The sequence below is a fragment of the Pseudomonas sp. HMSC066A08 genome, from assembly GCF_001813025.1.
Taxonomy (GTDB): Bacteria; Pseudomonadota; Gammaproteobacteria; order Pseudomonadales; family Pseudomonadaceae; genus Pseudomonas; species Pseudomonas aeruginosa.
The window spans coordinates 141,441-166,855 of record NZ_KV811360.1 but is presented as its reverse complement, the minus strand read 5'-3'; the positions used below and the strand labels follow the sequence as shown (position 1 = coordinate 166,855).

The 25,415-nt window shown below is 67.2% G+C and carries 17 protein-coding genes, 1 pseudogene and 1 riboswitch; of the genes and pseudogenes, 10 read left to right on the top strand and 8 right to left on the bottom strand.

Annotation, left to right across the window (positions count from 1 at the left end; all coding sequences use genetic code 11):
- Positions 1-124 precede the first annotated feature (124 nt).
- Both HMPREF2886_RS28115 and HMPREF2886_RS28110 read right to left on the bottom strand, forming a co-directional pair.
- Positions 125-1,408, bottom strand: coding sequence for a Zn-dependent hydrolase (locus HMPREF2886_RS28115; protein WP_003084676.1), 1,284 nt, complete (start codon positions 1,406-1,408; stop codon positions 125-127).
- Positions 1,409-1,466: 58 nt separating this feature from the next.
- A complete protein-coding gene (locus tag HMPREF2886_RS28110) occupies positions 1,467-2,957 on the bottom strand; it encodes an NCS1 family nucleobase:cation symporter-1 (RefSeq protein ID WP_003084674.1) in 1,491 nt (496 codons plus the stop codon).
- A gap of 615 nt (positions 2,958-3,572) precedes the next feature.
- On the opposite strand from HMPREF2886_RS28110, the gene hydA reads away from it, so the two are divergent.
- The 5 genes from hydA to HMPREF2886_RS28080 all read left to right on the top strand — a co-directional run bounded on the left by hydA (position 3,573) and on the right by HMPREF2886_RS28080 (position 10,441).
- Complete coding sequence (gene hydA, locus HMPREF2886_RS28100; RefSeq protein ID WP_070748784.1) at positions 3,573-5,012, top strand: dihydropyrimidinase; 1,440 nt, start codon at positions 3,573-3,575, stop codon at positions 5,010-5,012.
- Between the two features lie 94 nt (positions 5,013-5,106).
- Entirely contained in the window at positions 5,107-6,474 is a 1,368-nt protein-coding gene (locus tag HMPREF2886_RS28095; protein WP_058018252.1) for an NAD(P)-dependent oxidoreductase, read from the top strand.
- Positions 6,471-7,748: an NAD-dependent dihydropyrimidine dehydrogenase subunit PreA gene (gene preA, locus HMPREF2886_RS28090; RefSeq protein ID WP_073649032.1), complete on the top strand. Its 1,278-nt coding sequence runs from the start codon at positions 6,471-6,473 to the stop codon at positions 7,746-7,748. Before HMPREF2886_RS28095 ends, preA begins: the two co-directional genes overlap by 4 nt.
- Positions 7,749-7,929: 181 nt before the next feature.
- Entirely contained in the window at positions 7,930-9,180 is a 1,251-nt protein-coding gene (gene codB / locus HMPREF2886_RS28085) for a cytosine permease (protein WP_003084659.1), read from the top strand.
- Positions 9,170-10,441: a cytosine deaminase gene (locus tag HMPREF2886_RS28080; protein WP_058018253.1), complete on the top strand. Its 1,272-nt coding sequence runs from the start codon at positions 9,170-9,172 to the stop codon at positions 10,439-10,441. Before codB ends, HMPREF2886_RS28080 begins: the two co-directional genes overlap by 11 nt.
- 36 nt (positions 10,442-10,477) lie before the next feature.
- Here HMPREF2886_RS28080 and HMPREF2886_RS28075 read toward each other — a convergent pair whose 3' ends face one another.
- From HMPREF2886_RS28075 to HMPREF2886_RS28060, 4 genes are all read right to left on the bottom strand, one after another.
- Positions 10,478-11,098 (bottom strand): TetR/AcrR family transcriptional regulator, encoded by a 621-nt coding sequence (locus HMPREF2886_RS28075; protein ID WP_033971359.1) that lies wholly within the window; start codon positions 11,096-11,098, stop codon positions 10,478-10,480.
- 84 nt (positions 11,099-11,182) lie between these two features.
- Positions 11,183-12,661 carry a PepSY domain-containing protein gene (locus HMPREF2886_RS28070; RefSeq protein WP_039028011.1) on the bottom strand — a complete coding sequence of 493 codons (1,479 nt, stop codon included), beginning with the start codon at positions 12,659-12,661 and terminating at the stop codon, positions 11,183-11,185.
- 10 nt (positions 12,662-12,671) lie between these two features.
- On the bottom strand, positions 12,672-14,864 hold the full coding sequence (locus HMPREF2886_RS28065; RefSeq protein WP_033971354.1) for a TonB-dependent receptor: 2,193 nt from the start codon (positions 14,862-14,864) through the stop codon (positions 12,672-12,674).
- A 125-nt stretch (positions 14,865-14,989) separates the two neighbouring features.
- Positions 14,990-15,406 (bottom strand): DUF2946 domain-containing protein, encoded by a 417-nt coding sequence (locus HMPREF2886_RS28060; protein WP_023086803.1) that lies wholly within the window; start codon positions 15,404-15,406, stop codon positions 14,990-14,992.
- A gap of 178 nt (positions 15,407-15,584) precedes the next feature.
- Positions 15,585-15,690: riboswitch (S-adenosyl-L-homocysteine riboswitch) on the top strand.
- A gap of 22 nt (positions 15,691-15,712) precedes the next feature.
- Between HMPREF2886_RS28060 and ahcY the strand changes: the two genes are divergently transcribed.
- The 5 genes from ahcY to HMPREF2886_RS28035 all read left to right on the top strand — a co-directional run bounded on the left by ahcY (position 15,713) and on the right by HMPREF2886_RS28035 (position 21,939).
- On the top strand, positions 15,713-17,122 hold the full coding sequence (gene ahcY, locus HMPREF2886_RS28055) for an adenosylhomocysteinase (RefSeq protein WP_003099900.1): 1,410 nt from the start codon (positions 15,713-15,715) through the stop codon (positions 17,120-17,122).
- A 40-nt stretch (positions 17,123-17,162) separates the two neighbouring features.
- A complete protein-coding gene (locus HMPREF2886_RS28050; RefSeq protein ID WP_052151835.1) occupies positions 17,163-17,717 on the top strand; it encodes an HD domain-containing protein in 555 nt (184 codons plus the stop codon).
- 66 nt (positions 17,718-17,783) lie between these two features.
- Positions 17,784-18,632 carry a methylenetetrahydrofolate reductase [NAD(P)H] gene (gene metF, locus HMPREF2886_RS28045; protein ID WP_003084639.1) on the top strand — a complete coding sequence of 283 codons (849 nt, stop codon included), beginning with the start codon at positions 17,784-17,786 and terminating at the stop codon, positions 18,630-18,632.
- Between the two features lie 69 nt (positions 18,633-18,701).
- Positions 18,702-19,772 carry a hypothetical protein gene (locus tag HMPREF2886_RS28040; RefSeq protein ID WP_033971340.1) on the top strand — a complete coding sequence of 357 codons (1,071 nt, stop codon included), beginning with the start codon at positions 18,702-18,704 and terminating at the stop codon, positions 19,770-19,772.
- A gap of 250 nt (positions 19,773-20,022) precedes the next feature.
- Positions 20,023-21,939: an RNA helicase RhlE2 gene (locus tag HMPREF2886_RS28035; protein ID WP_058173545.1), complete on the top strand. Its 1,917-nt coding sequence runs from the start codon at positions 20,023-20,025 to the stop codon at positions 21,937-21,939.
- A 95-nt stretch (positions 21,940-22,034) separates the two neighbouring features.
- Here HMPREF2886_RS28035 and oprM read toward each other — a convergent pair whose 3' ends face one another.
- Entirely contained in the window at positions 22,035-23,492 is a 1,458-nt protein-coding gene (oprM, locus tag HMPREF2886_RS28030; RefSeq protein ID WP_003084633.1) for a multidrug efflux RND transporter outer membrane channel subunit OprM, read from the bottom strand.
- 1 nt (position 23,493) lies between these two features.
- Positions 23,494-25,415 (bottom strand): annotated as a pseudogene (gene mexB, locus HMPREF2886_RS28025) (multidrug efflux RND transporter permease subunit MexB); the annotation flags it as partial.

Genomic DNA, 25,415 nt, shown 5'->3' with positions numbered 1-25,415 from the left:
GCATAACCGCAACGCGGTTATCCGCCGGCCAGCCGCGCATCGTCGGATAATGCCCCTGACGTTATTCGCCCTACCGAACCCGTGTAGAAGGCGGTCAATGCCGGCGTCTCGATGAAAGCGCCACTCAGGCCGCCAGGCGGCCGCCGGCGATCGCCTCGGAGGCCTTGAGCATGGCCCGCAACAGCACCGCGCAGCCGGCGGCCAGGTCGTCGGGGCTGGCGTTCTCGATCTCGTTGTGGCTGATGCCGTTCTCGCAGGGCACGAAGATCATCCCCGCCGGACCGAGTTCGGCGAGGAAGATCGCGTCGTGGCCGGCGCCGCTGACGATGTCCATCTGCGGCATGCCCAGCGCCTGCGCCGCCTCGCGCACCGCGCCGACGCATCCCTGGTCGAAGTACAGCGGCGGGAAATCGGCGGTCGGCACCAGCTCGTATTGCAAGCCATGCTTCTCGCAGGTCGCGGCGATCACCTGGCGGACCTCGGCGATCATCGAGTCCAGGCGCTCCGGTTGCAGATGGCGGAAGTCCAGGGTCATCTTCACTTCGCCGGGTATCACGTTGCGCGAACCGGGATAGGCGTGCAGGCAGCCGACCGTGCCGCAAGCATGCGGCTGATGGCCGAGGGCTGCGCGATTGACCGCCTCGACCACCGCCGCGGCACCGACCAGGGCGTCCTTGCGCAGGTGCATCGGCGTTGGCCCGGCGTGTGCCTCGACGCCGCGCAGGGACAGATCGAACCATTTCTGCCCGAGCGCGCCGAGCACCACGCCGATGGTCTTCTCCTCGTCCTCGAGGATCGGCCCCTGTTCGATGTGCGCCTCGAAATAGGCGCCCACCGGATGTCCGAGGCAATCCCGCGCTCCCGCGTAGCCGATGGCGTCCAGCGCCTCGCCTACGCTGACACCGTCGGCATCGCGCTTGGCCAGGGTCTCCTCTAGGGTGAACTTCCCGGCAAATACGCCCGAGCCCATCATGCAGGGCGCGAAGCGCGAGCCTTCCTCGTTGGTCCACACCACCACCTCCAGCGGCGCCTCGGTTTCCACTCCGAGGTCGTTGAGGGTGCGGATCACCTCGAGGCCGGCCATCACCCCGAAGCAGCCGTCGAACTTGCCGCCGGTGGGCTGGGTGTCGATGTGGCTACCGGTCATCACCGGGGGCAAGTCCGGGTTACGCCCGGGACGACGGGCGAAGATGTTGCCGACCCGATCGACGCTGACCGTGCAGCCGGCCGCTTCGCACCATTGCACGAAGAGATCGCGGGCCTGGCGGTCGAGATCGCTCAGGGCCAGGCGGCAGACCCCACCCTTGGCGGTGGCGCCGAGGCGGGCGAGATCCATCAGCGATTGCCAGAGGCGCTGGCCATCGATGTGTCGCTGGGTGGATTGCAGGACGTTCCGGGCAGTGCTCATTGTCGTCTCCTCAGGCTTGGAGTAGGTGTCGGCGGCTCGCCGGCCGCCTGTATGCCCATCAGGGCAGCGGTTTGGCCAATGCCGCCGGGCTCCGCGCGCGGCGGCCGCAGAGGCCGTAGTAGAGCGCGCCGCCGAGCAGCGAGCCGGTGAACCAGCCGTAGTCGTAGAACCAGTGGAATTGGCGGTTGCCGAGGGCCATGACGGTCAGCGCCACCGGCACCGCGAAGGCGGCGAAGCCGGGCCAGTTCCAAGCCGGGTAGACGTCGTCGCGGTAGAGTCCGGCGAGGTCGAGGCGTTGCCTGCGCACCAGGAAGTAGTCCACCACCATGATCCCCGCGATCGGCCCGAGCAGGCTGGAGTAGCCGAGCAGCCAGTTGGAGTAGACGCTTTCCAGGCTGAGGTCGGAAACGATCCAGCCGAGCTTCTTCAGCAACTCGTGGGCCATCAGCGCCAGGCCGATGAAGCCGGTGAGCCAGACGGCGCGGGTGCGGCCGATGAGTTTCGGTGCGATGTTCTGGAAGTCGTTGGTCGGCGAGACGATGTTCGCCGCGGTGTTGGTCGAGAGGGTGGCGACGATGATCAGCGCCATCGCCACCGCCACCCAGCCGGGGCTGGGGATGTGGCCGATCAGGCTGACCGGGTCGGAAACCGTCTCGCCCACCAGCGAGGCCGAGGCGGCGGTCATCACCACGCCGAGGGCGGCGAACAGGAACATGGTCAGCGGCAGGCCGAAGATCTGCCCGAGTATCTGGTCCTTCTGGCTACGCGCATAGCGGCTGAAGTCGGGGATGTTCAGCGACAGCGTGGCCCAGAAGCCGACCATCGCCGTCAGCCCGGCCATGAAGTAGCCGGTGACGCTGGCGCCTTCCGGCCGCTTCGGCGGCTGCGCCAGCAGTTCACTGACCGATATGTGCGGCAGCGCCCACACCAGCAGGCCGAGGCCGACCAGCACCAGCAGCGGTGCCGAGAGTGTCTCCAGCCATTTGATCGACTCCGCGCCGCGCAGCACCACCCACAGGTTCAGCCCCCAGAACAGGAGGAAACCGATCACCTCGCCGGTGCCGCCGAGGGCCTTCCAGGCGGGAAAGATCGAACCGAGGAAGAGATGGATCGCCAGCCCGCCGAACAGCGTCTGGATGCCGAACCAGCCGCACGCGACCACGGCGCGGATCAGGCATGGCACGTTGGAGCCGATGATGCCGAACGAAGCGCGCAGCAGCACCGGGAAGGGAATGCCGTAGCGGGTGCCGGCGAAGGCATTGAGGGTCAGCGGGATCAGCACCACCAGGTTGGCCAGCAGGATCGCCAGCAGCGCTTCGCCGACGCTGAGGCCGAAGTAGGCGGTGAGGACGCCGCCGAGGGTGTAGGTGGGCACGCAGATGGACATGCCGATCCACAGCGCGGTGATGTGCCACCTGTTCCAGGTACGCTGTTCCACCCGGGTCGGGGCGATGTCGTGGTTGTAGCGGGGACTGTCGAGTACGTCGCTGCCGGCGGACAGCTCGACCAAGCCGTCGCGCTCGGTCACTTCCGATCTGCTCTGTTGCATGGGCCTCTCCAGAATTCTTTTAGTTATTCGCTCATCGGGCTAATGCGATGGCCGGAGTACCGCACCACCAGTACTGCACCTCCGGTCCGGCCAATGCCGTGGCGGGCGGCACTCAATAAGCGTGCCGAAAACCCCGCGACGTCACTGGGCAGGCCGGTCTACTGGAGGTAACCGACTGATCTGAAACACTTCATCGACAACGTCGGTGACACGCCGACGGGCAGTCCGGCGTGTCACCGGGGGAAATGCGCGAGCCTGTCGCCCCGGTCAGGAACCAAAGGAGTGCAGGCGAACTTTTTTCATCTCCCCACAACCGCCCGAACACGGCTTTCAAGCGGCTGATTTTGCATGGGAAATCTCGACCTTTTTGAGTTCTTGTCAAGCGCGTCAAAATGGTGAGAACCCTCACCATTTTGGTGATATTTATTTTTAATCATTTAAAATCAATGAGTTATAAACTCAAACAATCATTTGAAAATAATCTTGCTCAAACCATGATCAGCATCTAGATTCGAATCCTGTCAGCGCTGACAGGATTAGAAAAACCCCCGGCGCATGGCGAAAAAACAATTTCAAGAACCGGCAACGACCGGTCAGCCTGCGAGGAAAGACGGCATGTCCCTGTTGATCCGTGGCGCCACCGTGGTCACTCACGAAGAGAGTTATCGAGCCGACGTGCTCTGTGCCAACGGCCTCATCCAGGCCATCGGCGAGAACCTCGAAACCCCCTCCGGCTGCGACGTCCTCGACGGCGGTGGCCAGTACCTGATGCCGGGCGGCATCGACCCCCATACCCACATGCAGTTGCCCTTCATGGGCACGGTGGCCAGCGAGGACTTCTTCAGCGGCACCGCGGCCGGGCTGGCCGGCGGGACCACCTCGATCATCGACTTCGTCATCCCCAACCCGCGACAGTCGCTGCTGGAGGCCTTCCACACCTGGCGCGGCTGGGCGCAGAAATCCGCTGCGGACTATGGCTTCCACGTCGCCATCACCTGGTGGAGCGACGAGGTCGCCCGGGAGATGGGCGAGTTGGTGGTACGGCACGGGGTGAACAGCTTCAAGCACTTCATGGCCTACAAGAACGCCATCATGGCCGCCGACGATACCCTGGTAGCCAGCTTCGAGCGCTGCCTGGAGCTGGGCGCGGTGCCGACGGTGCACGCGGAGAACGGCGAACTGGTCTTCCACCTGCAGCAGAAACTCCTCGCCCAGGGCCTCACCGGCCCCGAGGCGCATCCGCTGTCGCGTCCGCCGCAAGTCGAGGGCGAGGCCGCCAGCCGTGCCATCCGCATCGCCGAGACGCTGGGTACGCCGCTGTACCTGGTGCATATTTCCAGCCGCGAGGCGCTGGACGAGATCGCCTATGCCCGGGCCAAGGGCCAGCCGGTCTACGGCGAGGTGCTGGCCGGGCACCTGCTGCTCGACGACAGCGTCTACCGCCACCCGGACTGGGCCACCGCGGCCGGCTACGTGATGAGCCCGCCGTTCCGTCCCGTCGAACACCAGGAAGCGCTGTGGCGCGGCCTGCAGTCCGGCAACCTGCATACCACCGCCACCGACCACTGCTGCTTCTGCGCCGAGCAGAAGGCCATGGGCCGCGACGACTTCAGCAAGATTCCCAACGGCACGGCCGGCATCGAGGACCGCATGGCGCTGCTATGGGACGCCGGGGTCAACAGCGGGCGCCTGTCGATGCACGAATTCGTCGCGCTGACCTCCACCAACACCGCGAAGATCTTCAACCTGTTCCCGCGCAAGGGCGCGATCCGCGTCGGCGCGGATGCCGACCTGGTGCTCTGGGACCCGCAGGGCAGCCGCACCCTCTCGGCCGCCACCCACCACCAGCGGGTCGATTTCAACATCTTCGAAGGTCGCACCGTGCGCGGCATTCCCAGCCACACCATCAGCCAGGGCAAGCTGCTCTGGGCCGCTGGCGACCTGCGCGCCGAACCCGGCGCCGGACGCTACGTGGAGCGCCCGGCCTACCCGTCGGTGTACGAAGTGCTCGGCCGCCGCGCCGAACGCCAGCGCCCGGTCGCCGTCGAGCGCTGATCCTTCCCGCAATACCGGACCGGCCCGTAGAGGCCGGACGGTGCCGTATTGCCGTTGACTGCCCCGAGAAGAAACCAGAAGAGAGGCTACAACCGTGATCGATTCCCTGAACCACCTCCCCCGTCCGGACGCCGGCGCGGACACGCTCGCCGAGCGCTTCGCCGACCTCGCGCCGCCGCTCAACGCCCGCCAGGCCGCCCTGGAAAGCGCCCGCTGCCTGTACTGCTACGACGCCCCCTGCGTCAACGCCTGCCCGACCGAGATCGACATCCCCGGGTTCATCCGCAGCATCGCCCAGGAGAATGTCCAGGGCGCGGCGCAGAAGATCCTCTCGGCGAACATCCTCGGCGGCAGCTGCGCCCGCGTCTGCCCCACGGAAATCCTTTGCCAGCGGGCCTGCGTGCGCAACAACGCCCAGGAGTGCACACCGGTGCTGATCGGCCAGTTGCAACGCTACGCCCTCGACCACGCCGGCTTCGGCGAACATCCGTTCAAGCGCTCGCCGGCCACCGGCAAGCGTATCGCCGTGGTCGGCGCCGGGCCGGCCGGGCTGTCCTGCGCCCACCGCCTGGCCATGCACGGCCACGACGTGGTGCTCTTCGAGGCCCGCGCCAAGGCCGGCGGCCTCAACGAGTACGGCATCGCCCGCTACAAGCTGGTGGACGACTTCGCCCGGCGCGAAGTGGAATTCCTCCTGCAGATCGGCGGTATCGAACTGCGCCACGGCCAGCGTCTCGGCGACAACCTCGCGCTCGGCGCCCTGCACGAAGAGTTCGACGCGGTGTTCCTCGGCATCGGCCTGGCCGCCAGCAAGCGCCTCGGCCTGGAAGACGAGGACGCCCCCGGCCTGCTCGCCGCCACCGACTACATCCGCGAACTGCGGCAGAGCGACGACCTGCTCGACCTGCCCGTCGCCGACCGTTGCATCGTCATCGGCGCCGGCAACACCGCCATCGACATGGCGGTGCAGATGAGCCGGCTCGGCGCCCGCGACGTCAACCTGGTCTACCGCCGTGGCTTCGAGGAAATGGGCGCCACCGGCCACGAGCAGGAGATCGCCAAGGCCAGCCAGGTGCGCCTGCTGACCTGGGCCCGACCGGAACGGGTACTGCTCGACGAGCATGGCCGGGTGCGCGGCATGCGCTTCGCCCGAACGCGCCTGGAGAACGGTCGCCTGGGCGACACCGGCGAGCACTTCGAACTGGCCGCCGACGCCATCTTCAAGGCCATCGGCCAGGCCTTCGACGGCGCCAGCCTGGACGATCCGCTGGCAGCGCAACTGCGGCGCGACGGCGAGCGCATCCAGGTCGACGGACAGATGCGCACCAGCATCCCCGGCATCTACGCCGGCGGCGACTGCGTGGCGCTCGGCGAGGACCTCACCGTGCAGGCGGTGCAGCACGGCAAACTGGCGGCGGAAGCGATCCACGCCCAACTCATGCTCAACGTGGAGGCTGCGTGATGGCCGACCTGTCTATCGAATTCGCCGGCATCAAGTCGCCCAACCCCTTCTGGCTGGCCTCCGCTCCGCCCACCGACAAGGCCTACAACGTGGTCCGCGCCTACCAGGCGGGCTGGGGCGGGGTGGTCTGGAAGACCCTCGGCGAAGACCCCGCGGCGGTCAACGTGTCGTCGCGCTATTCCGCGCACTTCGGACCGAACCGCCAGGTGCAGGGGATCAACAACATCGAGCTGATCACCGACCGCTCGCTGGAGATCAACCTGCGCGAGATCGCCCAGGTGAAGAAGGACTGGCCGGACCGCGCGCTGATCGTGTCGCTGATGGTGCCCTGCGTCGAGGAGTCGTGGAAATACATCCTGCCGCTGGTGGAAGCCACCGGCGCCGACGGTATCGAGCTGAACTTCGGTTGCCCCCACGGCATGCCCGAGCGCGGCATGGGCGCGGCGGTGGGCCAGGTACCGGAGTACGTGGAGATGGTCACCCGCTGGTGCAAGACCCACTGCTCGCTGCCGGTGATCGTCAAGCTAACCCCCAACATCACCGACATCCGCCAGTCGGCGCGTGCCGCCCATCGCGGCGGCGCCGACGCGGTGTCGCTGATCAACACCATCAACTCGATCACCAGCGTCGACCTGGAGCGCATGGTCGCCCTGCCCGTGGTCGGCACCCAGAGCACCCACGGCGGCTACTGCGGCTCGGCGGTGAAGCCGATCGCCCTGAACATGGTCGCCGAGATCGCCCGCGACCCGCAGACCCGCGGCCTGCCGATCTGTGGCATCGGCGGTATCGGCAGCTGGCGCGACGCAGCGGAATTCGTCGCGCTCGGCTGCGGCGCGGTGCAGGTATGCACGGCGGCGATGCTGCACGGCTTCCGTATCGTCGAGGACATGCAGGACGGTCTCGCGCGCTGGATGGACAGCCATGGCTACCAGCGGCTGTCCGATTTCAGCGGCGGCGCGGTGGGCAATACCACCGACTGGAAGTACCTGGACATCAACTACCAGGTGATCGCCCGCATCGACCAGGACGCCTGCATCGGTTGCGGCCGCTGCCATATAGCCTGCGAGGACACCTCGCACCAGGCCATCGCCAGCCTGCCCCGGGCCGACGGTACGCACCGCTACGAAGTGATCGACGCCGAGTGCGTGGGCTGCAACCTGTGCCAGATCACCTGTCCGGTGGAGAGCTGCATCGAAATGGTGCCGCAGGACACCGGCAAGCCCTATCTCAACTGGACCCAGGATCCGCGCAACCCCTACCGCGAAGCCTCCTGAACGCAGGGCGGCGCCCGCATCCCCGGCGGACGCCGCCCTGCCGCGCGCCGGCACGCTTCCTGCGTGCCGCTGCGGTCCGACGACGCGCAACGGCGTCTGTCGGATCGACCCGCCTTCGACTACCATTCGCCGCGGCCCGGCCGACGCTCCCGGACGGCCGGCGCCCCACGGAGACTCGCGCATGTCCGCAGACAGCAACTACAGCCAGCAACCGGTCCCGCTGGCGGCGCGCAAGAGCGCACTGGCCCTGAGCGTGGTGATGCTCGGCCTGACCTTCTTTTCCGCCAGCATGTGGACCGGCGGCACCCTCGGCACCGGCCTGAGCTACGACGACTTCTTCCTCGCCGTGCTGCTGGGCAACCTGATGCTCGGCCTGTACACCGCGATCCTCGGCTTCATCGGCGCGCGCACCGGCCTTTCCACCCACCTGCTGGCACACTACTCGTTCGGCAGCAAGGGCTCCTGGCTGCCCTCGGCGCTGCTCGGCGGCACCCAGGTCGGCTGGTTCGGCGTCGGCGTAGCGATGTTCGCCATCCCGGTGGCCAAGGCCACCGGGCTCGACGTCAACCTGCTGATCCTGGTCTCCGGGGCGCTGATGACCCTCACGGTGTTCTTCGGCATCGCCGGGCTGACCCTGCTGTCGGCCATCGCGGTCCCGGCGATCGTCGTCCTCGGCAGCTACTCGGTGTGGCTCGCGGTTCGCGACGCCGGCGGCCTGGCGGCGCTGCAGCAGGTGACGCCGAGCGCGCCGCTGAGCCTCTCGACCGCGATCGCCCTGGTGGTCGGCTCGTTCGTCAGCGCCGGCACCCTCACCGCCGACTTCGTCCGCTTCGGCCGCAGCGCGCGTACCGCCGTGGTGGTGTGCCTGGTGGCGTTCTTCCTCGGCAACTCGCTGATGTTCATCTTCGGCGCGGCCGGCGCGGCGGCGGTGGGCAAGTCGGACATCTCCGACGTGATGATCGCCCAGGGCCTGCTGATCCCGGCGATCCTGGTCCTCGGCCTGAACATCTGGACCACCAACGACAACGCGCTGTATGCCTCCGGCCTCGGCTTCGCCAACATCACCGGCCTCTCCAGCCGCTTCCTGGCGATGCTCAACGGCGCCCTCGGCACCCTCGCCGCGCTCTGGCTGTACAACCACTTCGTCGGCTGGCTGACCTTCCTCTCCGCCGCCATCCCGCCCATCGGCGGGGTGATCATCGCCGACTACCTGAGTCGCCGCCGGCGCTATCGCCAGCATCCCTGCGCGGACATCCAGGCGATCAACTGGGCGGCGATCCTCGCCGTCGCCTGCGGCACTGCCGCCGGCCACTGGCTGCCGGGGATCGTGCCGGTCAACGCGGTGCTCGGCGCCGCCATCGCCTACCTGCTGCTCAATCCCCTGCTGAGCCGCAGCCCGAACAAACCAGAAGAGGTCCTCCATGCTGATTGACAACCTGCGCCTGCGCGGCCGCGAAGGTCTCTGGCAACTGCGCGTCGCCGATGGCCGTATCGCCGCCCTGGTGCCGATGGAACAGGCCGACGACGACGCCGGCGAGCGCCTGGACGGTGCCGGCGGTCTTGCCGTGCCGCCATTCATCGAGCCGCACATCCATCTCGACACCACCCAGACCGCCGGCCAGCCGGAGTGGAACCGCTCCGGCACGCTGTTCGAAGGCATCGAACGCTGGGCCCAGCGCAAGGCCCTGCTCAGCCACGAGGACGTCAAGCAGCGCGCCTGGCAGACCCTGAAATGGCAGATCGCCAACGGCGTGCAGCACGTGCGCAGCCACGTCGACGTCTCCGACCCGACCCTCACCGCGCTCAGGGCTATGCTCGAGGTGCGTGGCGAAGTGGCACCCTGGGTCGACCTGCAGATCGTCGCCTTCCCCCAGGAGGGCATTCTCTCCTACCCCAACGGCCTGGAACTGCTGGAGGAGTCGCTGCGCCTGGGCGCCGACGTGGTGGGGGCGATCCCGCATTTCGAATTCACCCGCGAGCTGGGCGTCGAGTCGCTGCACAAGGCCATAGACCTGGCCAAGCGCTACGACCTGCCAGTGGACGTGCATTGCGACGAGATCGACGACGAGCAGTCGCGCTTCCTCGAGACCCTGGCCATGCTCGCCCATCGCGACGGCCTCGGCGCACGGGTCACCGCCAGCCACACCACGGCGATGCACTCTTACAACGGCGCCTACACCTCGCGGCTGTTCCGTCTGCTGAAACTGTCGGGAATCAACTTCGTCGCCAACCCGCTGGTGAACATCCACCTGCAGGGTCGCTTCGACGACTACCCGAAGCGCCGCGGCATCACCCGGGTCAAGGAACTGCTCGGCGCCGGGATCAACACCTGCTTCGGCCACGACGACGTGTTCGACCCCTGGTACCCGCTGGGCACCGCGAACATGCTGCAGGTGCTGCACATGGGCCTGCACGTGACGCAGATGATGGGCTACGACGAGATCGACGGCGGCCTCGACCTGATCACCCGCAACAGCGCCCGCACCCTCGGCCTGCGGGAATACGGCATCGAGGTCGGCCATCCGGCCAACCTGCTGGTGCTGCCGGCCCGCGACGGCTTCGACGCGGTACGCCGGCAGGTCCCGGTGCGCTACTCGATCCGCGGCGGACGGTTGGTCGCCGAGACGCTCCCGGCGCAGACCACGGTGTTCCTCGAACAGGCGGAAGCGGTGGACTTCACCCGCGCCAGCTGAGCCTTCGCCGGAGCCTTCTAGCGAAGGCTCCGATGCTCAGGGCTCCAATCCGATTCCGCGCAAAACCACACTGGTCACCGTCTGCACCGCCCTTTCGAACTGCATGTCGCTGAGCGGCTGGCGGCCGTTGAGCACCTCGACCTGGTAGCCGAAGTCGGCGTAGTGCTGGGTGGAGGCCCAGATCATGTAGAGCAGGCTGCTCGGCTCGATCGACAGGATGCGCTTTTCCTCGACCCACTGGCGGATCTTCGCCTCCTTCATCTTGGCCCATTCGTAGAGGCTGTCGTCGAGGGTGGCGCCGAGCAGCGGCGCGCCATGCATGATTTCGTTGGCCCAGACCTTGGAGCCGTGCGGACGGGTGCGCGAGTGGTTCATCTTCGCGCGGATATAGCTGGTCAATACCACCCTTGGGTCATCGAACATCTCGAAGCAGAGGGCGTCCTGCTTCCACACCTCGAGCAGGCCGAGGAGGACGTCGCGGTACAGCTCGTCCTTGGTGCTGAAGTAGTAGTGCAGGTTGGAGCGCGGCAGTTCGGCTTCTTCGGCGATGTTGCCCATGGAGGTGCCGGCGTAGCCTTTTTCGGCGAAGACTTTTTCGGCGGCCAGGAGAATCTTCTCGACGTTGCGGCGGCGGATCTCGATCTTGTGTGTGCCCATGTGCGATCCATTACTGCGAATTCAACCAAGGCTACCAGCAAATCCGGGCGTGCGGCGACGCCCAGACCTGCCAGGTAGCCCCTCTCAGCGGCGCTTCGGACGGCGGCCGCGCAGGCGCCGCCAGCCGATCCAGCAGCCGCTGGCGCAGACCACCAGGCCGCCGAGGCTGAAACCGAGCATCCACAGGTCCCACAGCGGACGCCGGGTCAGCAGCGGCAGCCAGTCCCAGCTATGCAGCAGGGAAAACAGCCAGCGGCTGCCGCGCCGACCGTCGTCGAGCACGCCAACCACCGCGCCGCTGTAGGGATCCAGGTGCACCCAGGTATGCCGGGGATCGTCGAAACGCAGGCGCCAGACCGGCAGGCGCCGTTCCAGGTAGCCCATCATGCTGTGTTCTTCGCGCGGGTAGTAATAGAAGTCGTAGCGTTCCAACCGTTCGGCCTGCATCGGCACGCCCGGCAGCAGCGCGCGAGCCGCCGCCAGCAGGCGATCCGCGGGTAGCTCGCGGAGGATTTCGCCATCCGCCGTCAGCAGCAGGCTGTTGCCGCTGGCGCTGCGCCCGAGCGCATAGGGCTCGCCGTCGAGCGCCCGCCACTCCAGTTCGCGCACCCGCAACCCGGCGGCACGCAAGCGCCGCAGGACAGCGTCCGCCTCCAGTCCGGCGGGCAGCGCCCGGTCCCAGCTACCGCCCTGGTAGGCCGCGAGGTCGAGCGGCGTGCCGCGGCCGAACAGGTTCCACGGATTCATCGACATCAACCCGCTGAAGATCCAGCTCAGCACCAGCGCGCCGAAGAGCAGGCCGGCGAGGTGGTGCCAGCGCTGGAAACCGCCCGCATAGGGCGAGCGCGAGCCGCTGCGGTAGGGCTTGCGGAAGCGCCAGCGGAGCAGGCCGACGAGGATGCCGAGGACAGTCGCCAGGGTCGCCAGCAGCGACAGGCCGATCACCAGGTTCGCCCACTGCCCGTCGAACCAGCCGCCGCGCAGCGGATAGAGCCAGTGCAGCCAGGCGCCGAGCCAGTTCCAGGAACGCTCCCGGCGGCTGGCGTCGCGTACCACCTCGCCGGTCTGCGAGGACAGGTAGAGCAGCCGGCCCTCCTCGTCCGCGGTCTGCACCCGCCATAGCGGCCGGTGCGGATCGAGGTTGCGGGTATGGGTCCAGGCGTCTTCCTCGGTCCGTCCTTGCAACTGCATCGGTACTTCGCCGCTGAAGGCACGGGCCGAAGCCAGCACCCTGTCCGCGTCCACCGCCAGCGGTCGGCCGTCGCGCGCCGCCAGCGCGCGCGTGTGTCCGTCGGCGTCGTCCAGCAGGTAGGTCGGCAGGCCGCCTACGCTGGCCAGCCGGATGCTCCGCGGGGTCTTTCCATCGCCGCCGGCGAGGGCCGTCCGCAGCGGTACGCAGGCCTCGCAGCCTTCCAGCTCGGGCAGGTGGGCCAGGCGCTCCAGCGGAGTCAGCTTGGGATAGCCGACATACAGCATGACCATGCCGGAGACGAACCAGAGCACCATCAGCAGACAGCAGCCGATGCCCAACCAGCGGTGCCACAGGTACAGGTAGCGTTTCATCGGCGACTCCTCAGAAGCGCGTCTGCACGCTCAGCTCGAAGGTGCGCGGGTCGCCGACGTAGTACAGCGGCGTGCTCTGCACGAAGCGCGCGTAGACCTCGTCGGTGAGGTTGCGCACCCGCCCGGTGATCCGCGTGCGCTCGTCCAGCCGGTAGCTGAGGAAAGTCCCGTAGACCGTATAGGACGGCACGTGCCAGGTGTTGGCGTTGTTGGCGTACACCGAGGACACGTAGCGCGCGTCCACCCCGCCCTGCCAGGCCGGGTCGAAGTCGTAGGTCAGCCACAGGTTGCCGACCCGCTCCGGCACGTTCGGCGGCGTCTTGCCCTTGCGCGAGACGGCGACGCCGCCGACGTTCTCGGTGAACTCGTCGTACTGCGCGTCGACCCAGGCGAAATTGCCCTCGGCCAGCAGCTTCGGGGTGATCCGCAGGGAGGCGGCGGCCTCGATGCCCCTGGAGGTCTGCTGGCCCACCGGCACGCTGAGGTTGGGGTTGTTCGGGTCGGCCACCGAGAAGTCCCGGCGGACGATGCGGTAGGCGGCCAGGGTGGCGCTGCCGCGACCGTCGAGGAAATCGAACTTGCTGCCCAGCTCCCACTGGTCGCCGGTGGACAGGTCGTAGTCGCGGACCTGGGCGAAGCTGGCGCTGGTCAGCACCCCGCCCGGCGGGTCGGCGGCGGTGCTGTATTGCAGGTAGACGTTGGCGTGCGGGGTGAACTGGTAGACCAGCCCGGCGCGCCCGGTGAGCACGTCCCAGCGCCGTTCGAAGTGTGCGGGATTGTCCTTGTCGGGCACCCGATGGTTGCGCACGTCGAGGTCGAGGTGGTCGTAGCGCAGCCCGGTGACCAGCGACAGCTCGTCGGTCAGGCCCAGGCGGTTCTCGGCGAACAACGCGCTGGTGCGCACCTCGTTGCTGCGGTCCTTCCGGTGGCCGGGACGCATGCCCGGCAGGTCGTAGAAGTGGCCCGGCTCGAAACTGGCCGGATCGACCGTACCGAACGGCCCGGAGGCGGTATTCGGGAAGCGCGTCTGCTTGTTGATGCTGTAGTCGAAGCCCAGCGCCCAGTCGCTGGCCAGTCCGAACAGCGGCTGGCTGTGCTGTAGCTCGAAGCGGTTGCCGTCGAGCTGCTGGTCGTGGCGCTGGAGGAATGCGTTGGAGCGCACCACCCCGCTGTTGTCGGCGTTGTAGCGGTAGGTCTCGAGGTTGCGGTAATCGCGCTCGGCGTCGTAGTGGTAGAAGGTGTTGCGCCAGCGCGTGCTGTCGCTGACCCGGTATTCGAGGATCGAGCGCAGCCAGCGCACGCGCTGTTCGTAGCGGCCATCGGCGACGTTGTAGTTCTCGCGGCGACGGCTCTTGTCGATCTTCAGCTCGCCGGCGTAGGGGTTGAGCACCGGCGTGCCCCAGTAGGGGCTGTCTTCCTGCTCGTCCTGGTACTCCAGGGCCAGGGTGTGGGAAAGGTCCGGGGTCAGGTCGCTGAGCAGGGAGAAAGCGACGTTCCACGATTCGCGCGAATTGCGGTCGACGTAGCCGTTGCCGCCGCTGCGGCTGACGTCCAGGCGCACGAAGTGCTTCGGCTCGGGGCCGATGCCCAGGGCCTGGTTGAAGCCGAAGGCGACTTCCGAATCGTCGTAGCTGCCGTAGCGCACCCGGCCTTCCATGAAATCGCCGTAGCGGTCGGCGAGCTTGCTGATGTAGTCCAGCGAGCCGCCGACGGCACCGGCGCCGTTGAGGAAGGAGGACGGACCGCCGACCAGTTCGACGCGGTCGACGATCCAGTCGTCCAGCGGACGCATGGCGCTGCTGTATTGCACCGGAATGCCGTTGAACAACTGGTTGACCTGGTTCGAGCTGAAGCCACGGTAGGTGACGAAGCCGCCGAAGCCGGGCGGCGCCGAGGCGTTCACGCCGGGCAGGCTGTTGGCGATGTCCTGGGTGCTGCGCAGGCCGCGCCGCTCGAAGCTGGCACGGTTGGCCACGCTTACCGAGCCGGGAGTCTCGCGCAGGCTCAGGCCCAGGCGCGAACCGCCGCCGGCGCTGTCGTCGAGATCGAGGGCCGGCGGGGTTTCCCCGGCGGCGCCGGCGCTGACGGTGAGGGCGGGCAGTTCGGTGGGTTCCTCATCGGCCCAGAGCCAGGCCGGAACGCCGGCCAGGGTGAGGTTGAGACCCAGCGCGAGGACGCGACGGGCCGTGGAGTGCTTTTTCATCGAGCGATCCTGAAGCAAGGCATGGTGGGCACGCCCGCCTCGCCCGGATGGACAGCGGCGAGCGCTGCGCGGACGAGGCAGGACGGGCGACGGTTGCAAATGCCCGGCGCGGCGGGCGTTCAGGATCAGGCGGGGGAAGCGCGCGGGTTGGCCGGCGGCCAGACGTACCGGGGCGGCACCGGCTCGCGCGTGGCGGGCGGGCGGAAACGCGCCTGGCGTCGCCGTTGCAAGCGCCAGGACCAGATCACCCCGAGCGCGACGAACAGCACCAGGGCGCTGCACATCGGGCAGCTCACCGGCAACTGGGGATTGACCGGTGCCGGATCGCCGGCGGACCCGTCGTCGGGATCCAGGGATAGCCATTGGCTGGCACCGGCGACGCAGAACAGCCCGACGCTGGCCTTCTGCCCCTTGTCGCTGCCCACTCCCAGCGCCTGCAGGTGCAGGACGCCACAAGCCAGCGCGTTGACCAGCACGCAGGCGCAGAGGGCGAAGCTCAGCCACTGCAGCAGCGGCGAGCGGGAGATGGGAGCGATTCTCATGACCGCGCACTCTAGCATCCTGACACGCAAATTCCCCGCGCTTCTGCGCTGCGGTGCATCGCCGCAGCCCGAGGGCGCGACGCACGGCGACGAGCGGCGTATCAGGGGTGACTTGGGAGTTTCATGTGGCGCCGCTATAATCGCCCGCTCAGGCGGCCCTTCGGGTCGCTCCCGCCTTCCGTTCGAGGGGCGCTGCAGCAGGCCTAGGCCTGTCAGGCTCGAACGGAGCGCGCTCTCAGGCCGGCCTCGCCGGTCTGTCAACGCACCAACGGCGCCCATTCGCAGACAACGAATGGAGAGTTACGCATGAGCGCTGTCATGACACCCGCCGGTTTCACCGACTACAAGGTCGCCGACATCACCCTGGCCGCCTGGGGCCGCCGCGAGCTGATCATCGCCGAATCGGAAATGCCCGCACTGATGGGCCTGCGCCGCAAGTATGCCGGCCAGCAGCCGCTGAAAGGCGCGAAGATCCTCGGTTGCATCCACATGACCATCCAGACCGGCGTGCTGATCGAGACCCTGGTCGCGCTGGGCGCCGAAGTCCGCTGGTCGAGCTGCAACATCTTCTCCACCCAGGACCAGGCCGCCGCCGCCATCGCCGCCGCCGGCATCCCGGTGTTCGCCTGGAAGGGCGAGACCGAGGAAGAGTACGAATGGTGCATCGAGCAGACCATCCTCAAGGACGGCCAGCCGTGGGACGCCAACATGGTGCTGGACGACGGCGGTGACCTGACCGAGATCCTGCACAAGAAATACCCGCAGATGCTCGAACGCATCCACGGCATCACCGAAGAGACCACCACCGGGGTCCACCGCCTGCTCGACATGCTCAAGAACGGCACCCTGAAAGTCCCGGCGATCAACGTCAACGACTCGGTGACCAAGAGCAAGAACGACAACAAGTACGGCTGCCGCCATAGCCTCAACGACGCCATCAAGCGCGGCACCGACCACCTGCTGTCGGGCAAGCAGGCCCTGGTGATCGGCTACGGCGACGTGGGCAAGGGCTCCTCGCAGTCGCTGCGCCAGGAAGGCATGATCGTCAAGGTCGCGGAAGTCGATCCGATCTGCGCCATGCAGGCCTGCATGGACGGCTTCGAAGTCGTCTCGCCGTACAAGAACGGCATCAACGACGGCACCGAGGCCAGCATCGACGCCGCGCTGCTGGGCAAGATCGACCTGATCGTCACCACCACCGGCAACGTCAACGTCTGCGACGCCAACATGCTCAAGGCGCTGAAGAAGCGCGCGGTGGTCTGCAACATCGGCCACTTCGACAACGAGATCGACACCGCCTTCATGCGCAAGAACTGGGCCTGGGAAGAGGTCAAGCCGCAGGTGCACAAGATCCACCGCACCGGCAAGGACGGTTTCGACGCGCACAATGACGACTACCTGATCCTTCTCGCCGAGGGCCGCCTGGTCAACCTGGGCAACGCCACCGGCCATCCGAGCCGGATCATGGACGGATCCTTCGCCAACCAGGTGCTGGCGCAGATCCACCTGTTCGAGCAGAAGTACGCCGACCTGCCGGCCGCCGAGAAGGCCAAGCGCCTGAGCGTCGAAGTGCTGCCGAAGAAGCTCGACGAGGAAGTGGCCCTGGAGATGGTCAAGGGCTTCGGCGGGGTGGTCACCCAACTGACCCCGAAACAGGCCGAGTACATCGGCGTGAGCGTGGAAGGCCCGTTCAAGCCGGACACCTATCGCTACTAAGCGGACCACGGGGCAGGCGCCATGCGCCTGCCCCGTTCGCATGAGCGCTCCCACGATGTCCACGCACCTCGCCGATCGCTACAACCAGGCCTGGCTGTTCGCCGCCCGCGCCCACCGCAACCAGACCCTCGGCGGCTCGCCGCTGCCTTACCTGGTGCACCTGGGCATGGTCGCCAACGAGCTGCTGGCCGCCGATCGCGACGGTGCCATCGAACGGCTCGGGGAAACCCTGCAGATCGCGGTCCTGCACGACACCCTGGAAGACACGGCGACCTCACCCGAGGAGCTGCGGCAACAGTTCGGCGAGTTCGTCTGTGCCGGCGTGCAGGCCCTGAGCAAGCGCGTCGGCGACGGCCCCAAGCGATCCCTCGACGACTATCTCCAGGCGCTTGCCGAGGGCCCGGCGCAGTACGCCCTGGTCAAGCTGTGCGACCGCATCACCAACCTGCAGCCACCGCCGCAGACCTGGAACCAGGACAAGATCGCGAACTACCACCAGGAGTCGCAGCTGATCCTCGCTCGCCTCGGCCATGCCCACGCCGCGACAGCCCGACGCCTGCGGGAAAAAATCGAGCACTACCGCCAGTACTACTGAAGTACCCGGCGCTAGTCGGAATCAACAAGAAGAGGCGCGGCCGTGGCCGCGTCCAAGGAACCGATCATGAGTCAGAGCGAACGCCGTTTCAGCTTCGAGTTCTTCCCGGCGAAGACCGAGGCCGGCCATGAAAAGCTGTTGGCCACCGCCCGCAACCTGGCGGGCTACAAGCCCGACTTCTTCTCCTGCACCTACGGCGCCGGCGGATCCACCCGCGACCGCACGTTGAGCACCGTGCTGCAACTGGATGGCGAAGTGAAGGTGCCGACCGCGCCGCACCTGTCCTGTGTCGGCGACTCGAAAGCCGAGTTGCGCGAACTGCTCGGCCGCTACCGCGAGGCCGGCATCCGCCGCATCGTCGCCCTGCGCGGCGACCTGCCGTCGGGCATGGGCATGGCCAGCGGCGAACTGCGCTACGCCAACGAACTGGTGGACTTCATCCGCACCGAGACCGGCGACCACTTCCACATCGAGGTCGCCGCCTATCCGGAAGTCCACCCCCAGGCGCGCAGCTTCGAGGATGACCTGGCGAACTTCGTGCGCAAGGTGAAGGCCGGCGCCAGCAGCGCCATCACCCAGTACTTCTTCAACGCCGATGCCTATTTCTACTTCGTCGAGCGGGTCGCCAAGCTCGGCGTGGACATCCCGGTGGTCCCCGGCATCATGCCGATCACCAACTACTCCAAGCTGGCGCGCTTCTCCGACGCCTGCGGCGCCGAACTGCCGCGCTGGATCCGCAAGCAACTGGAAGCCTACGGCGACGACAGCCGCAGCATCCAGGCCTTCGGCGAGCAGGTCATCAGCGAGATGTGCGAACGTCTGCTGGAGGGCGGCGCACCGGGACTGCATTTCTATACTTTGAACCAGGCCGATCCGAGCCTGGCGATCTGGAAGAATCTCCAGCTGCCACGCTGATACCGCCCACGCGGTTCGGCCCGGCAGCGTATACCGGCAGGGAAGCCTCTCACGCGATCCACGACAGACATGGCCAACTCACGCAAGCATCTGATCTACCTGGTCTACGGGCGACAGACCTACCACCAGGAAGCCCTGTTCAGCATCGCCAGCGCCTTCGCCCACCTCCGCGACGGGGCGGCGCATGGCCTGACGGTCAGGGTCTATACCGACGACCCCAGTCCCTACGCCGGCCTGCCGGTGCAGGTCCGCGAAGTGACGGCCGAGGAGCTGGTCGCCTGGTGCCAACCGCACGGCTATCACTTCCGCGCCAAGCACGTGGCCCTGCGCGACGCCCTGCAAGACGCCGACCAGGCATTGCTGATCGACACCGATACCTTCTTCCACAGTTCGCCCCTGCGCCTGTTCGACCGCATCCAGCCCGGCAGCCTGCTGTGCAACGCGATCGGCGCGCGCTATGGCGAACACCGTAACTTCCCGCTCTACCGCGACCTCTCGCCCTACCTGTTCGAGCGCGGCTGGGCCGACGACGAGATGCACCAGCTCAACTCCGGCGTCATCGGCCTGCCTCGGGAAGAGGCGAAAATACTCGACCGTTCGTTGGAATTAATGGATGAACTCTATCCAATTGCCAACGGTGCCTATACTCTTGAGGAATTCGTCCTGGCCGTCGCCGCCCACAAGCGGCTGGAGCTGGTGGGTTGTACCGACCTGATCCACCATTACTGGAGCCGGAAACAGCTGTTCCGCGCGAAGATCCAGGCCTGGTTGTGCAAGCACGGTTCGTCCCTTCTCAGCGCTGCAGCCCTCGACGACACCCTCAAGGTGACCGATCGACTGCCACGCCCACCGCGTGCCAAGCGTCTGCTGTACAAGCTGGGAACCCTGCCGTTGCCGGCTCCGATGCGCCAGTTCAGTATCGAACTGCTCTACGGTTGCCACGAATACAGTAACGAGTTCGACCGGGCCTGCGGCCCCGTCTGGTGGGAGAAAGCCGCGACCAATGCCATCGAACGCTATCCGCGGGAACCGATTGCGGAACAAATCGAGGATTGGCTGAATCACAGCTTGCTGCGCAACCTCCTTGGCTCCCGGGCCAACGAGATCCGCCAGCATTTGCGCCAGCGTGACCTGCTCTGACCGCAGCCCTCCGTTGACGCTGCCCCCGGCCCCCCCACCCAGGGCCGGGAGCGAACCGGCCAGCGCCCCCGACCAGGTGCGCGGCCATGCCCGCGAGGGCACCCGTTCGACACCGGCCACCGAGCGCATACGCAGCGCCGCGGCCAGACCTTCCGCCCTGGCCGACAGGGCCCGAAGGTAGACAGGAGTTCGCAGAACTTGGTGATTTCACAGCAGCCGGCCTCGCCCCGGCCCATATAGGAAAACCCGCATGTCCTTTTCTTCCCTCGGACTCTCCGAGGCGCTTGCCCGCGCTGTGGAGGCTGCGGGCTACAGCCAGCCCACTCCCGTGCAACAGCGGGCGATTCCCGCCGTGTTGCAAGGTCGCGACCTGATGGTTGCGGCACAGACCGGCACCGGCAAGACCGGTGGTTTCGCCCTGCCGGTACTGGAGCGCCTGTTCCCCGCCGGTCATCCCGACCGCGAACACCGCCACGGCCCGCGCCAGGCGCGCGTGCTGGTACTGACCCCGACCCGCGAGCTGGCCGCCCAGGTGCATGACAGCTTCAAGGTCTACGCCCGCGACCTGCCGCTGAACAGCACGTGCATCTTCGGCGGGGTTGGCATGAACCCGCAGATCCAGGCCCTGGCCAAGGGCGTCGACGTACTCGTCGCCTGCCCCGGCCGCCTGCTCGACCTGGCCGGGCAGAACAAGGTCGACCTGTCCCACGTGGAAATCCTCGTCCTCGACGAAGCCGACCGCATGCTCGACATGGGCTTCATCCACGATGTGAAGAAGGTTCTCGCCAAGCTGCCGCCCAAGCGCCAGAACCTGCTGTTCTCGGCAACCTTCTCGAAAGACATCGTCGACCTCGCCAACAAGCTCCTGCACAACCCGGAACGCATCGAGGTAACGCCGCCGAACACCACGGTCGAGCGCATCGAGCAACGCGTGTTCCGCCTGCCGGCGCCGCAGAAGCGCGCCCTGCTGGCGCACCTGGTGACCGTCGGCGCCTGGGAACAGGTGCTGGTCTTCACCCGTACCAAGCACGGCGCCAACCGTCTCGCCGAGTACCTGACCAAGCACGGCCTGCCGGCCGCCGCGATCCATGGCAACAAGAGCCAGAACGCGCGGACCAAGGCGCTGGCCGACTTCAAGGCCAACGACGTGCGCATCCTCGTGGCGACCGACATCGCCGCCCGCGGCCTGGATATCGACCAGTTGCCCCATGTGGTCAACTACGAGCTGCCCAACGTCGAGGAAGACTACGTCCACCGCATCGGCCGTACCGGCCGCGCCGGACGCAGCGGCGAGGCGATCTCGCTGGTGGCGCCGGACGAAGAGAAGCTGCTCAAGGCCATCGAGAAGATGACCAGACAGCGTATTCCCGATGGCGATACCCAGGGCTTCGACCCTGAGGCCGTGCTGCCCGAGGTATCCCAGCCGGAGCCCCGCGAGGCACCGCAGAAGCAGCCGCGCCGCGACAAGGAACGGCGCAGCCGCGAGCGCAAGCCGAAAGACGCCCAGGCGAGCAACCCCGACAGCAGTGTCGCTGCGGCCCAGGACGGTACCGAGAAGCCGGCCGGCAAGCGCCGCCGTCGCGGTGGCAAGAACAAGGAAAACCGCGAGGCCGGCCAAGCGCAGCAGCCGCGGCAGAGCCGCGAAGCGCGTCCGGCCAAGCCCAATCGGCCGCCGGAAGTCGACGGTAATCGCGATCCGGAAGAGTTCCTCGACGACGACTTCGACAATTTCGGCAACCGCGCCGACTACGTAAGCCCCTACCAGGGCCAGGAAAACAAGGGACGCGGACGCCGCGGTGGCCAGCAGAAACCCCAGGGCGGCACCGGCCAGCAGGGTCGCGGCCAAGGCCAGGGCCACGCTCGCGGCAAGAGCCAGGGCACCGCTCAAGGCGGCGCTCGCGGTCAGGGCGCCGGCCAGGGCAAGGCGAAGAAACCGCGCTCCGGCAAGCCGCGCGGCCAGGGTCGCGAGAATGCCTCGCGGATGAGCGACGCGCCGCTGCGCGAGCCGTCCGAGTACGGCACCGGAAAGCAGCCGAGCCGCCAGCCGGTGGTGATCAACAAGCGCGACCTGGTGCGCATGGATCGCTTCCCCACCGCCGAGCAGCTCGACGAGCTGGAACCGCGGCGCAAGGGCGAGCGCCCCGCACTGCTGACCCGCAACCGCTAAGGCCGAGCGGGTCCGTGACGCGGACCCGCCGACTTCCGCGAGGATAAAAAAACGCCGACCCTAGGGTCGGCGTTCTTGCATGGCGCGGAAGGCGATCAGGCCTGCGGATCTTCCTTCTTCGCGGTCTGCTGCTGGGTCACGGTCTGCTGGTTCCAGCCGCCGCCGAGGGCCTTGTACAGGTTGACCTCGCTGGTCAGCTGGTTGAGGCGGTCGGTGATCAGTTGCTGCTGCGCGGTGAACAGCGAGCGTTGCGCGTCGAGCAGGGTCAGGTAGTTGTCCACCCCCGTGCGGTAGCGCTTGTCGGCGAGCTGGTAGTACTCGTCGCTGGCCTTGACCAGATCGCGCTGCGCCTGCAACTGCTCGGTGAAGGTACCGCGCGCGGCCAGGCCGTCGGCGACTTCCTGGAAGGCGGTCTGGATCGCCTTCTCGTACTGCGCGACGTTGATGTCCTTCTGGATCTTCGCGTAGTCCAGGCTGGCGCGCAGGCTGCCGGCGGTGAAGATCGGCAGGTTGATCGACGGCTGGAACAACCAGGAACCCGAACCGGCGTCGAACAGGCCGGACAGCTGGCGGCTCATGGTACCGGCGTTGGCGGTCAGGCTGATGCTCGGGAAGAACGCCGCGCGCGCAGCGCCGATGCTGGCGTTGGCGGCCATGAGCTGATGCTCGGCCTCGAGGATGTCCGGGCGCCGCTGCAGCAGGTCCGACGGCAGGCCCGCCGGCACTTCGGTCAGCAGGGTCTGGTCCAGGCCCAGGCCTTGCGGCAGGTTCGCCGGGATCCCGGAGCCCAGCAGCAGGACCAGCGCATTCTGGTCCTGGGCTACCAGGCGGGTGTACTGCGCCAGGGTCGCGCGGGCGCCTTCCACGGCGGTCTGCGCCTGGCGCAGGTCGAGCGCGGAGGCGACGCCGACGTCGTAGCTGCGCTGGGTCAGGTCGAAACTCTTCTGGTAGGTGCCCAGGGTGTCCTTGGTCAGCTGCAACTGCGCCTGGTCGGCCTTCAGCGTCAGGTAGGCGGTCGCCACGCTGGCCACCAGGGTGGTCTGCGCGCTGCGCTGCGCCTGTTCGGTCGCCAGGTACTGCTCCAGGGCCTGGTCGCGCAGGCTGCGCAGGCGGCCGAAGAGGTCGAGTTCCCAGGCGGTAGTGCCCAGGGTCACCCCGTACTGGCTGGAAATCGCCGGACTGCCGGTGGTCGACAGGTCGCCCGGCAAACGCTGGCGGGTGCCGCTACCGTCCACGCCGATCCGCGGGAACAGGTCGGCCCGCTGGATGCGGTACTGCGCCCGGAAGGCCTCGACGTTCAGCGCGGCGACCCGCAGGTCGCGGTTGTTTTCCAGCGCCACGCCGATCAGTTGCTGCAACTGCGGGTCGCGGAAGAACTCGCGCCAGCCGATGTCGGCGGCCGGAACGGCGGCCGCGCCGGTGTTCTGCCCGTAGGCCTGCCCTTGCGGGTAGGCCGCGGCTACCGGCGCCTCGGGGCGCTGGTAGTCGGGGATCAGCGAGCAGCCGGACAGAACGACAGCGGCTACCGCCAGGGAAAGGAAGGACCGTTTCATATCATTGCCCCTTTTCGACGGACGCTTGCTGCTTGGACGCCTCGTCCTTGAACAGCGTGCTGACCGCCACGTAGAACAGCGGTACCCAGAAGATCGCCAGGACGGTCGCAGTGACCATGCCGCCGATCACGCCGGTACCGATCGCATGCTGGCTGCCCGAGCCGGCGCCGGTGGAGATCGCCAGCGGGACCACGCCGAGGATGAACGCCAGGGAGGTCATCACGATCGGCCGCAGACGCATGCGGCAGGCCTCGATGGCCGCCTCGACGATGCCCTTGCCCTGCTCGTGCAGCTCCTTGGCGAACTCCACGATGAGGATGGCGTTCTTCGCCGACAGGCCGATGGTCGTCAACAGGCCCACCTGGAAGAACACGTCGTTGGACAGGCCGCGCATGGACGTCGCCAGCAGCGCGCCGATCACGCCCAACGGCACCACCAGCATCACCGAGAACGGAATCGACCAGCTTTCGTACAGGGCCGCCAGGCAGAGGAACACCACCAGCAGCGACAGCGCATACAGCGCCGGCGCCTGCGAGCCGGACAAGCGCTCCTCGTAGGACAGGCCGGTCCAGGAGTAGCCAACGCCTTTCGGCAATTGCTTGACGATCTCCTCGACCGCCGCCATGGCGTCACCGGAGCTCAGGCCGGGCGCCGGCTCGCCGAGGATTTCCATGGCCGGCACGCCGTTGTAGCGCTCCAGCTTCGGCGAACCGTATTCCCACTTGCCGGTGGCGAAGGCGTTGAACGGCACCATCTCGCCCTTGTCGTTGCGCACGTACCACTTGCTCAGGTCGTCCGGGTTCATCCGCGCGTCCGGCCTGCCTTGCAGGTAGACCCGCTTGACCCGGCCACGGTCGATGAAGTCGTTGACGTAGCTGGAACCCCAGGCGATGGACACGGTGCTGTTGATGTCGGCGAGAGACACGCCGAGGGCGCTGGCCTTCTCGTCGTCGATCTCCAGCTTGTACTGCGGTTCGTCGCTCATGCCGTTGGGACGCACGCGCTGCAACGCCGGGTTCTGCGCGGCGAGCATGAGGAACTTGTTGCGCGCCTGGAGCAGGACTTCGTGGCCGACGCCCGCCTGGTCCTGGAGGAACAGGTCGAAGCCGGTGGCGTTGCCCAGTTCCAGTACCGACGGTGGAGCGAAGGCGAACACCATCGCGTCCTTGAAGCTGAAGAAGTGCATCTGCGCGCGCTTGGCCAGTTCGAACACGCTGTTCTCGCCACCGGGACGCTCTTCCCAGGGCTTGAGCATGATGAATGCCATGCCCGAACTCTGGCCGCGGCCGGCGAAGTTGAAGCCGGTCACGGTGAACACCGAGCTGACCGAAGAGCTTTCCTTCTCCAGCAGGTATTCGCGCATCGAGTCCACCACCACCTGGGTACGCTCGGCACTGGAGCCCGGCGGGGTCTGTACCTGGGCGAACAGTACGCCCTGGTCCTCGTCGGGGAGGAACGCGGTGGGAATGCGGGTGAACATCCAGATCATCCCGGCCACGATCACCACGTAGATCAGCAGGTACGGCGCGCGATGCTTGAGGATCGATGCCACGCCCCGCTCGTAGCCGTGGGTGGTGGAAAGGAACATCCGGTTGAACCAGCCGAAGAAGCCGCCCTTGTGCTCGCCATGGTCGCCTTTCTCGATCGGCTTGAGCATGGTCGCGCAGAGCGCCGGGGTGAGGATCAGCGCCACGATCACCGAGAGGGCCATGGCCGACACGATGGTGATGGAGAACTGCCGGTAGATCACCCCGGTGGAGCCGCCGAAGAACGCCATCGGCAGGAATACAGCCGAGAGCACCATGGCGATACCGACCAGCGCGCCCTGGATCTGGCCCATGGACTTGCGCGCCGCCTCCCTTGGTGACAGGCCTTCCTCGGCCATCACCCGCTCGACGTTCTCCACCACCACGATGGCGTCGT

Coding starts and splice junctions, on each gene's coding strand:
- HMPREF2886_RS28115 (WP_003084676.1), bottom strand. CDS start 1,408: ATGAGCACTGCCCGGAACGTCCTGCAATCCACCCAGCGACACATCGAT.
- HMPREF2886_RS28110 (WP_003084674.1), bottom strand. CDS start 2,957: ATGCAACAGAGCAGATCGGAAGTGACCGAGCGCGACGGCTTGGTCGAG.
- hydA (WP_070748784.1), top strand. CDS start 3,573: ATGTCCCTGTTGATCCGTGGCGCCACCGTGGTCACTCACGAAGAGAGT.
- codB (WP_003084659.1), top strand. CDS start 7,930: ATGTCCGCAGACAGCAACTACAGCCAGCAACCGGTCCCGCTGGCGGCG.
- HMPREF2886_RS28080 (WP_058018253.1), top strand. CDS start 9,170: ATGCTGATTGACAACCTGCGCCTGCGCGGCCGCGAAGGTCTCTGGCAA.
- HMPREF2886_RS28075 (WP_033971359.1), bottom strand. CDS start 11,098: ATGGGCACACACAAGATCGAGATCCGCCGCCGCAACGTCGAGAAGATT.
- HMPREF2886_RS28070 (WP_039028011.1), bottom strand. CDS start 12,661: ATGAAACGCTACCTGTACCTGTGGCACCGCTGGTTGGGCATCGGCTGC.
- HMPREF2886_RS28065 (WP_033971354.1), bottom strand. CDS start 14,864: ATGAAAAAGCACTCCACGGCCCGTCGCGTCCTCGCGCTGGGTCTCAAC.
- HMPREF2886_RS28060 (WP_023086803.1), bottom strand. CDS start 15,406: ATGAGAATCGCTCCCATCTCCCGCTCGCCGCTGCTGCAGTGGCTGAGC.
- ahcY (WP_003099900.1), top strand. CDS start 15,713: ATGAGCGCTGTCATGACACCCGCCGGTTTCACCGACTACAAGGTCGCC.
- HMPREF2886_RS28050 (WP_052151835.1), top strand. CDS start 17,163: ATGAGCGCTCCCACGATGTCCACGCACCTCGCCGATCGCTACAACCAG.
- metF (WP_003084639.1), top strand. CDS start 17,784: ATGAGTCAGAGCGAACGCCGTTTCAGCTTCGAGTTCTTCCCGGCGAAG.
- HMPREF2886_RS28040 (WP_033971340.1), top strand. CDS start 18,702: ATGGCCAACTCACGCAAGCATCTGATCTACCTGGTCTACGGGCGACAG.
- HMPREF2886_RS28035 (WP_058173545.1), top strand. CDS start 20,023: ATGTCCTTTTCTTCCCTCGGACTCTCCGAGGCGCTTGCCCGCGCTGTG.
- oprM (WP_003084633.1), bottom strand. CDS start 23,492: ATGAAACGGTCCTTCCTTTCCCTGGCGGTAGCCGCTGTCGTTCTGTCC.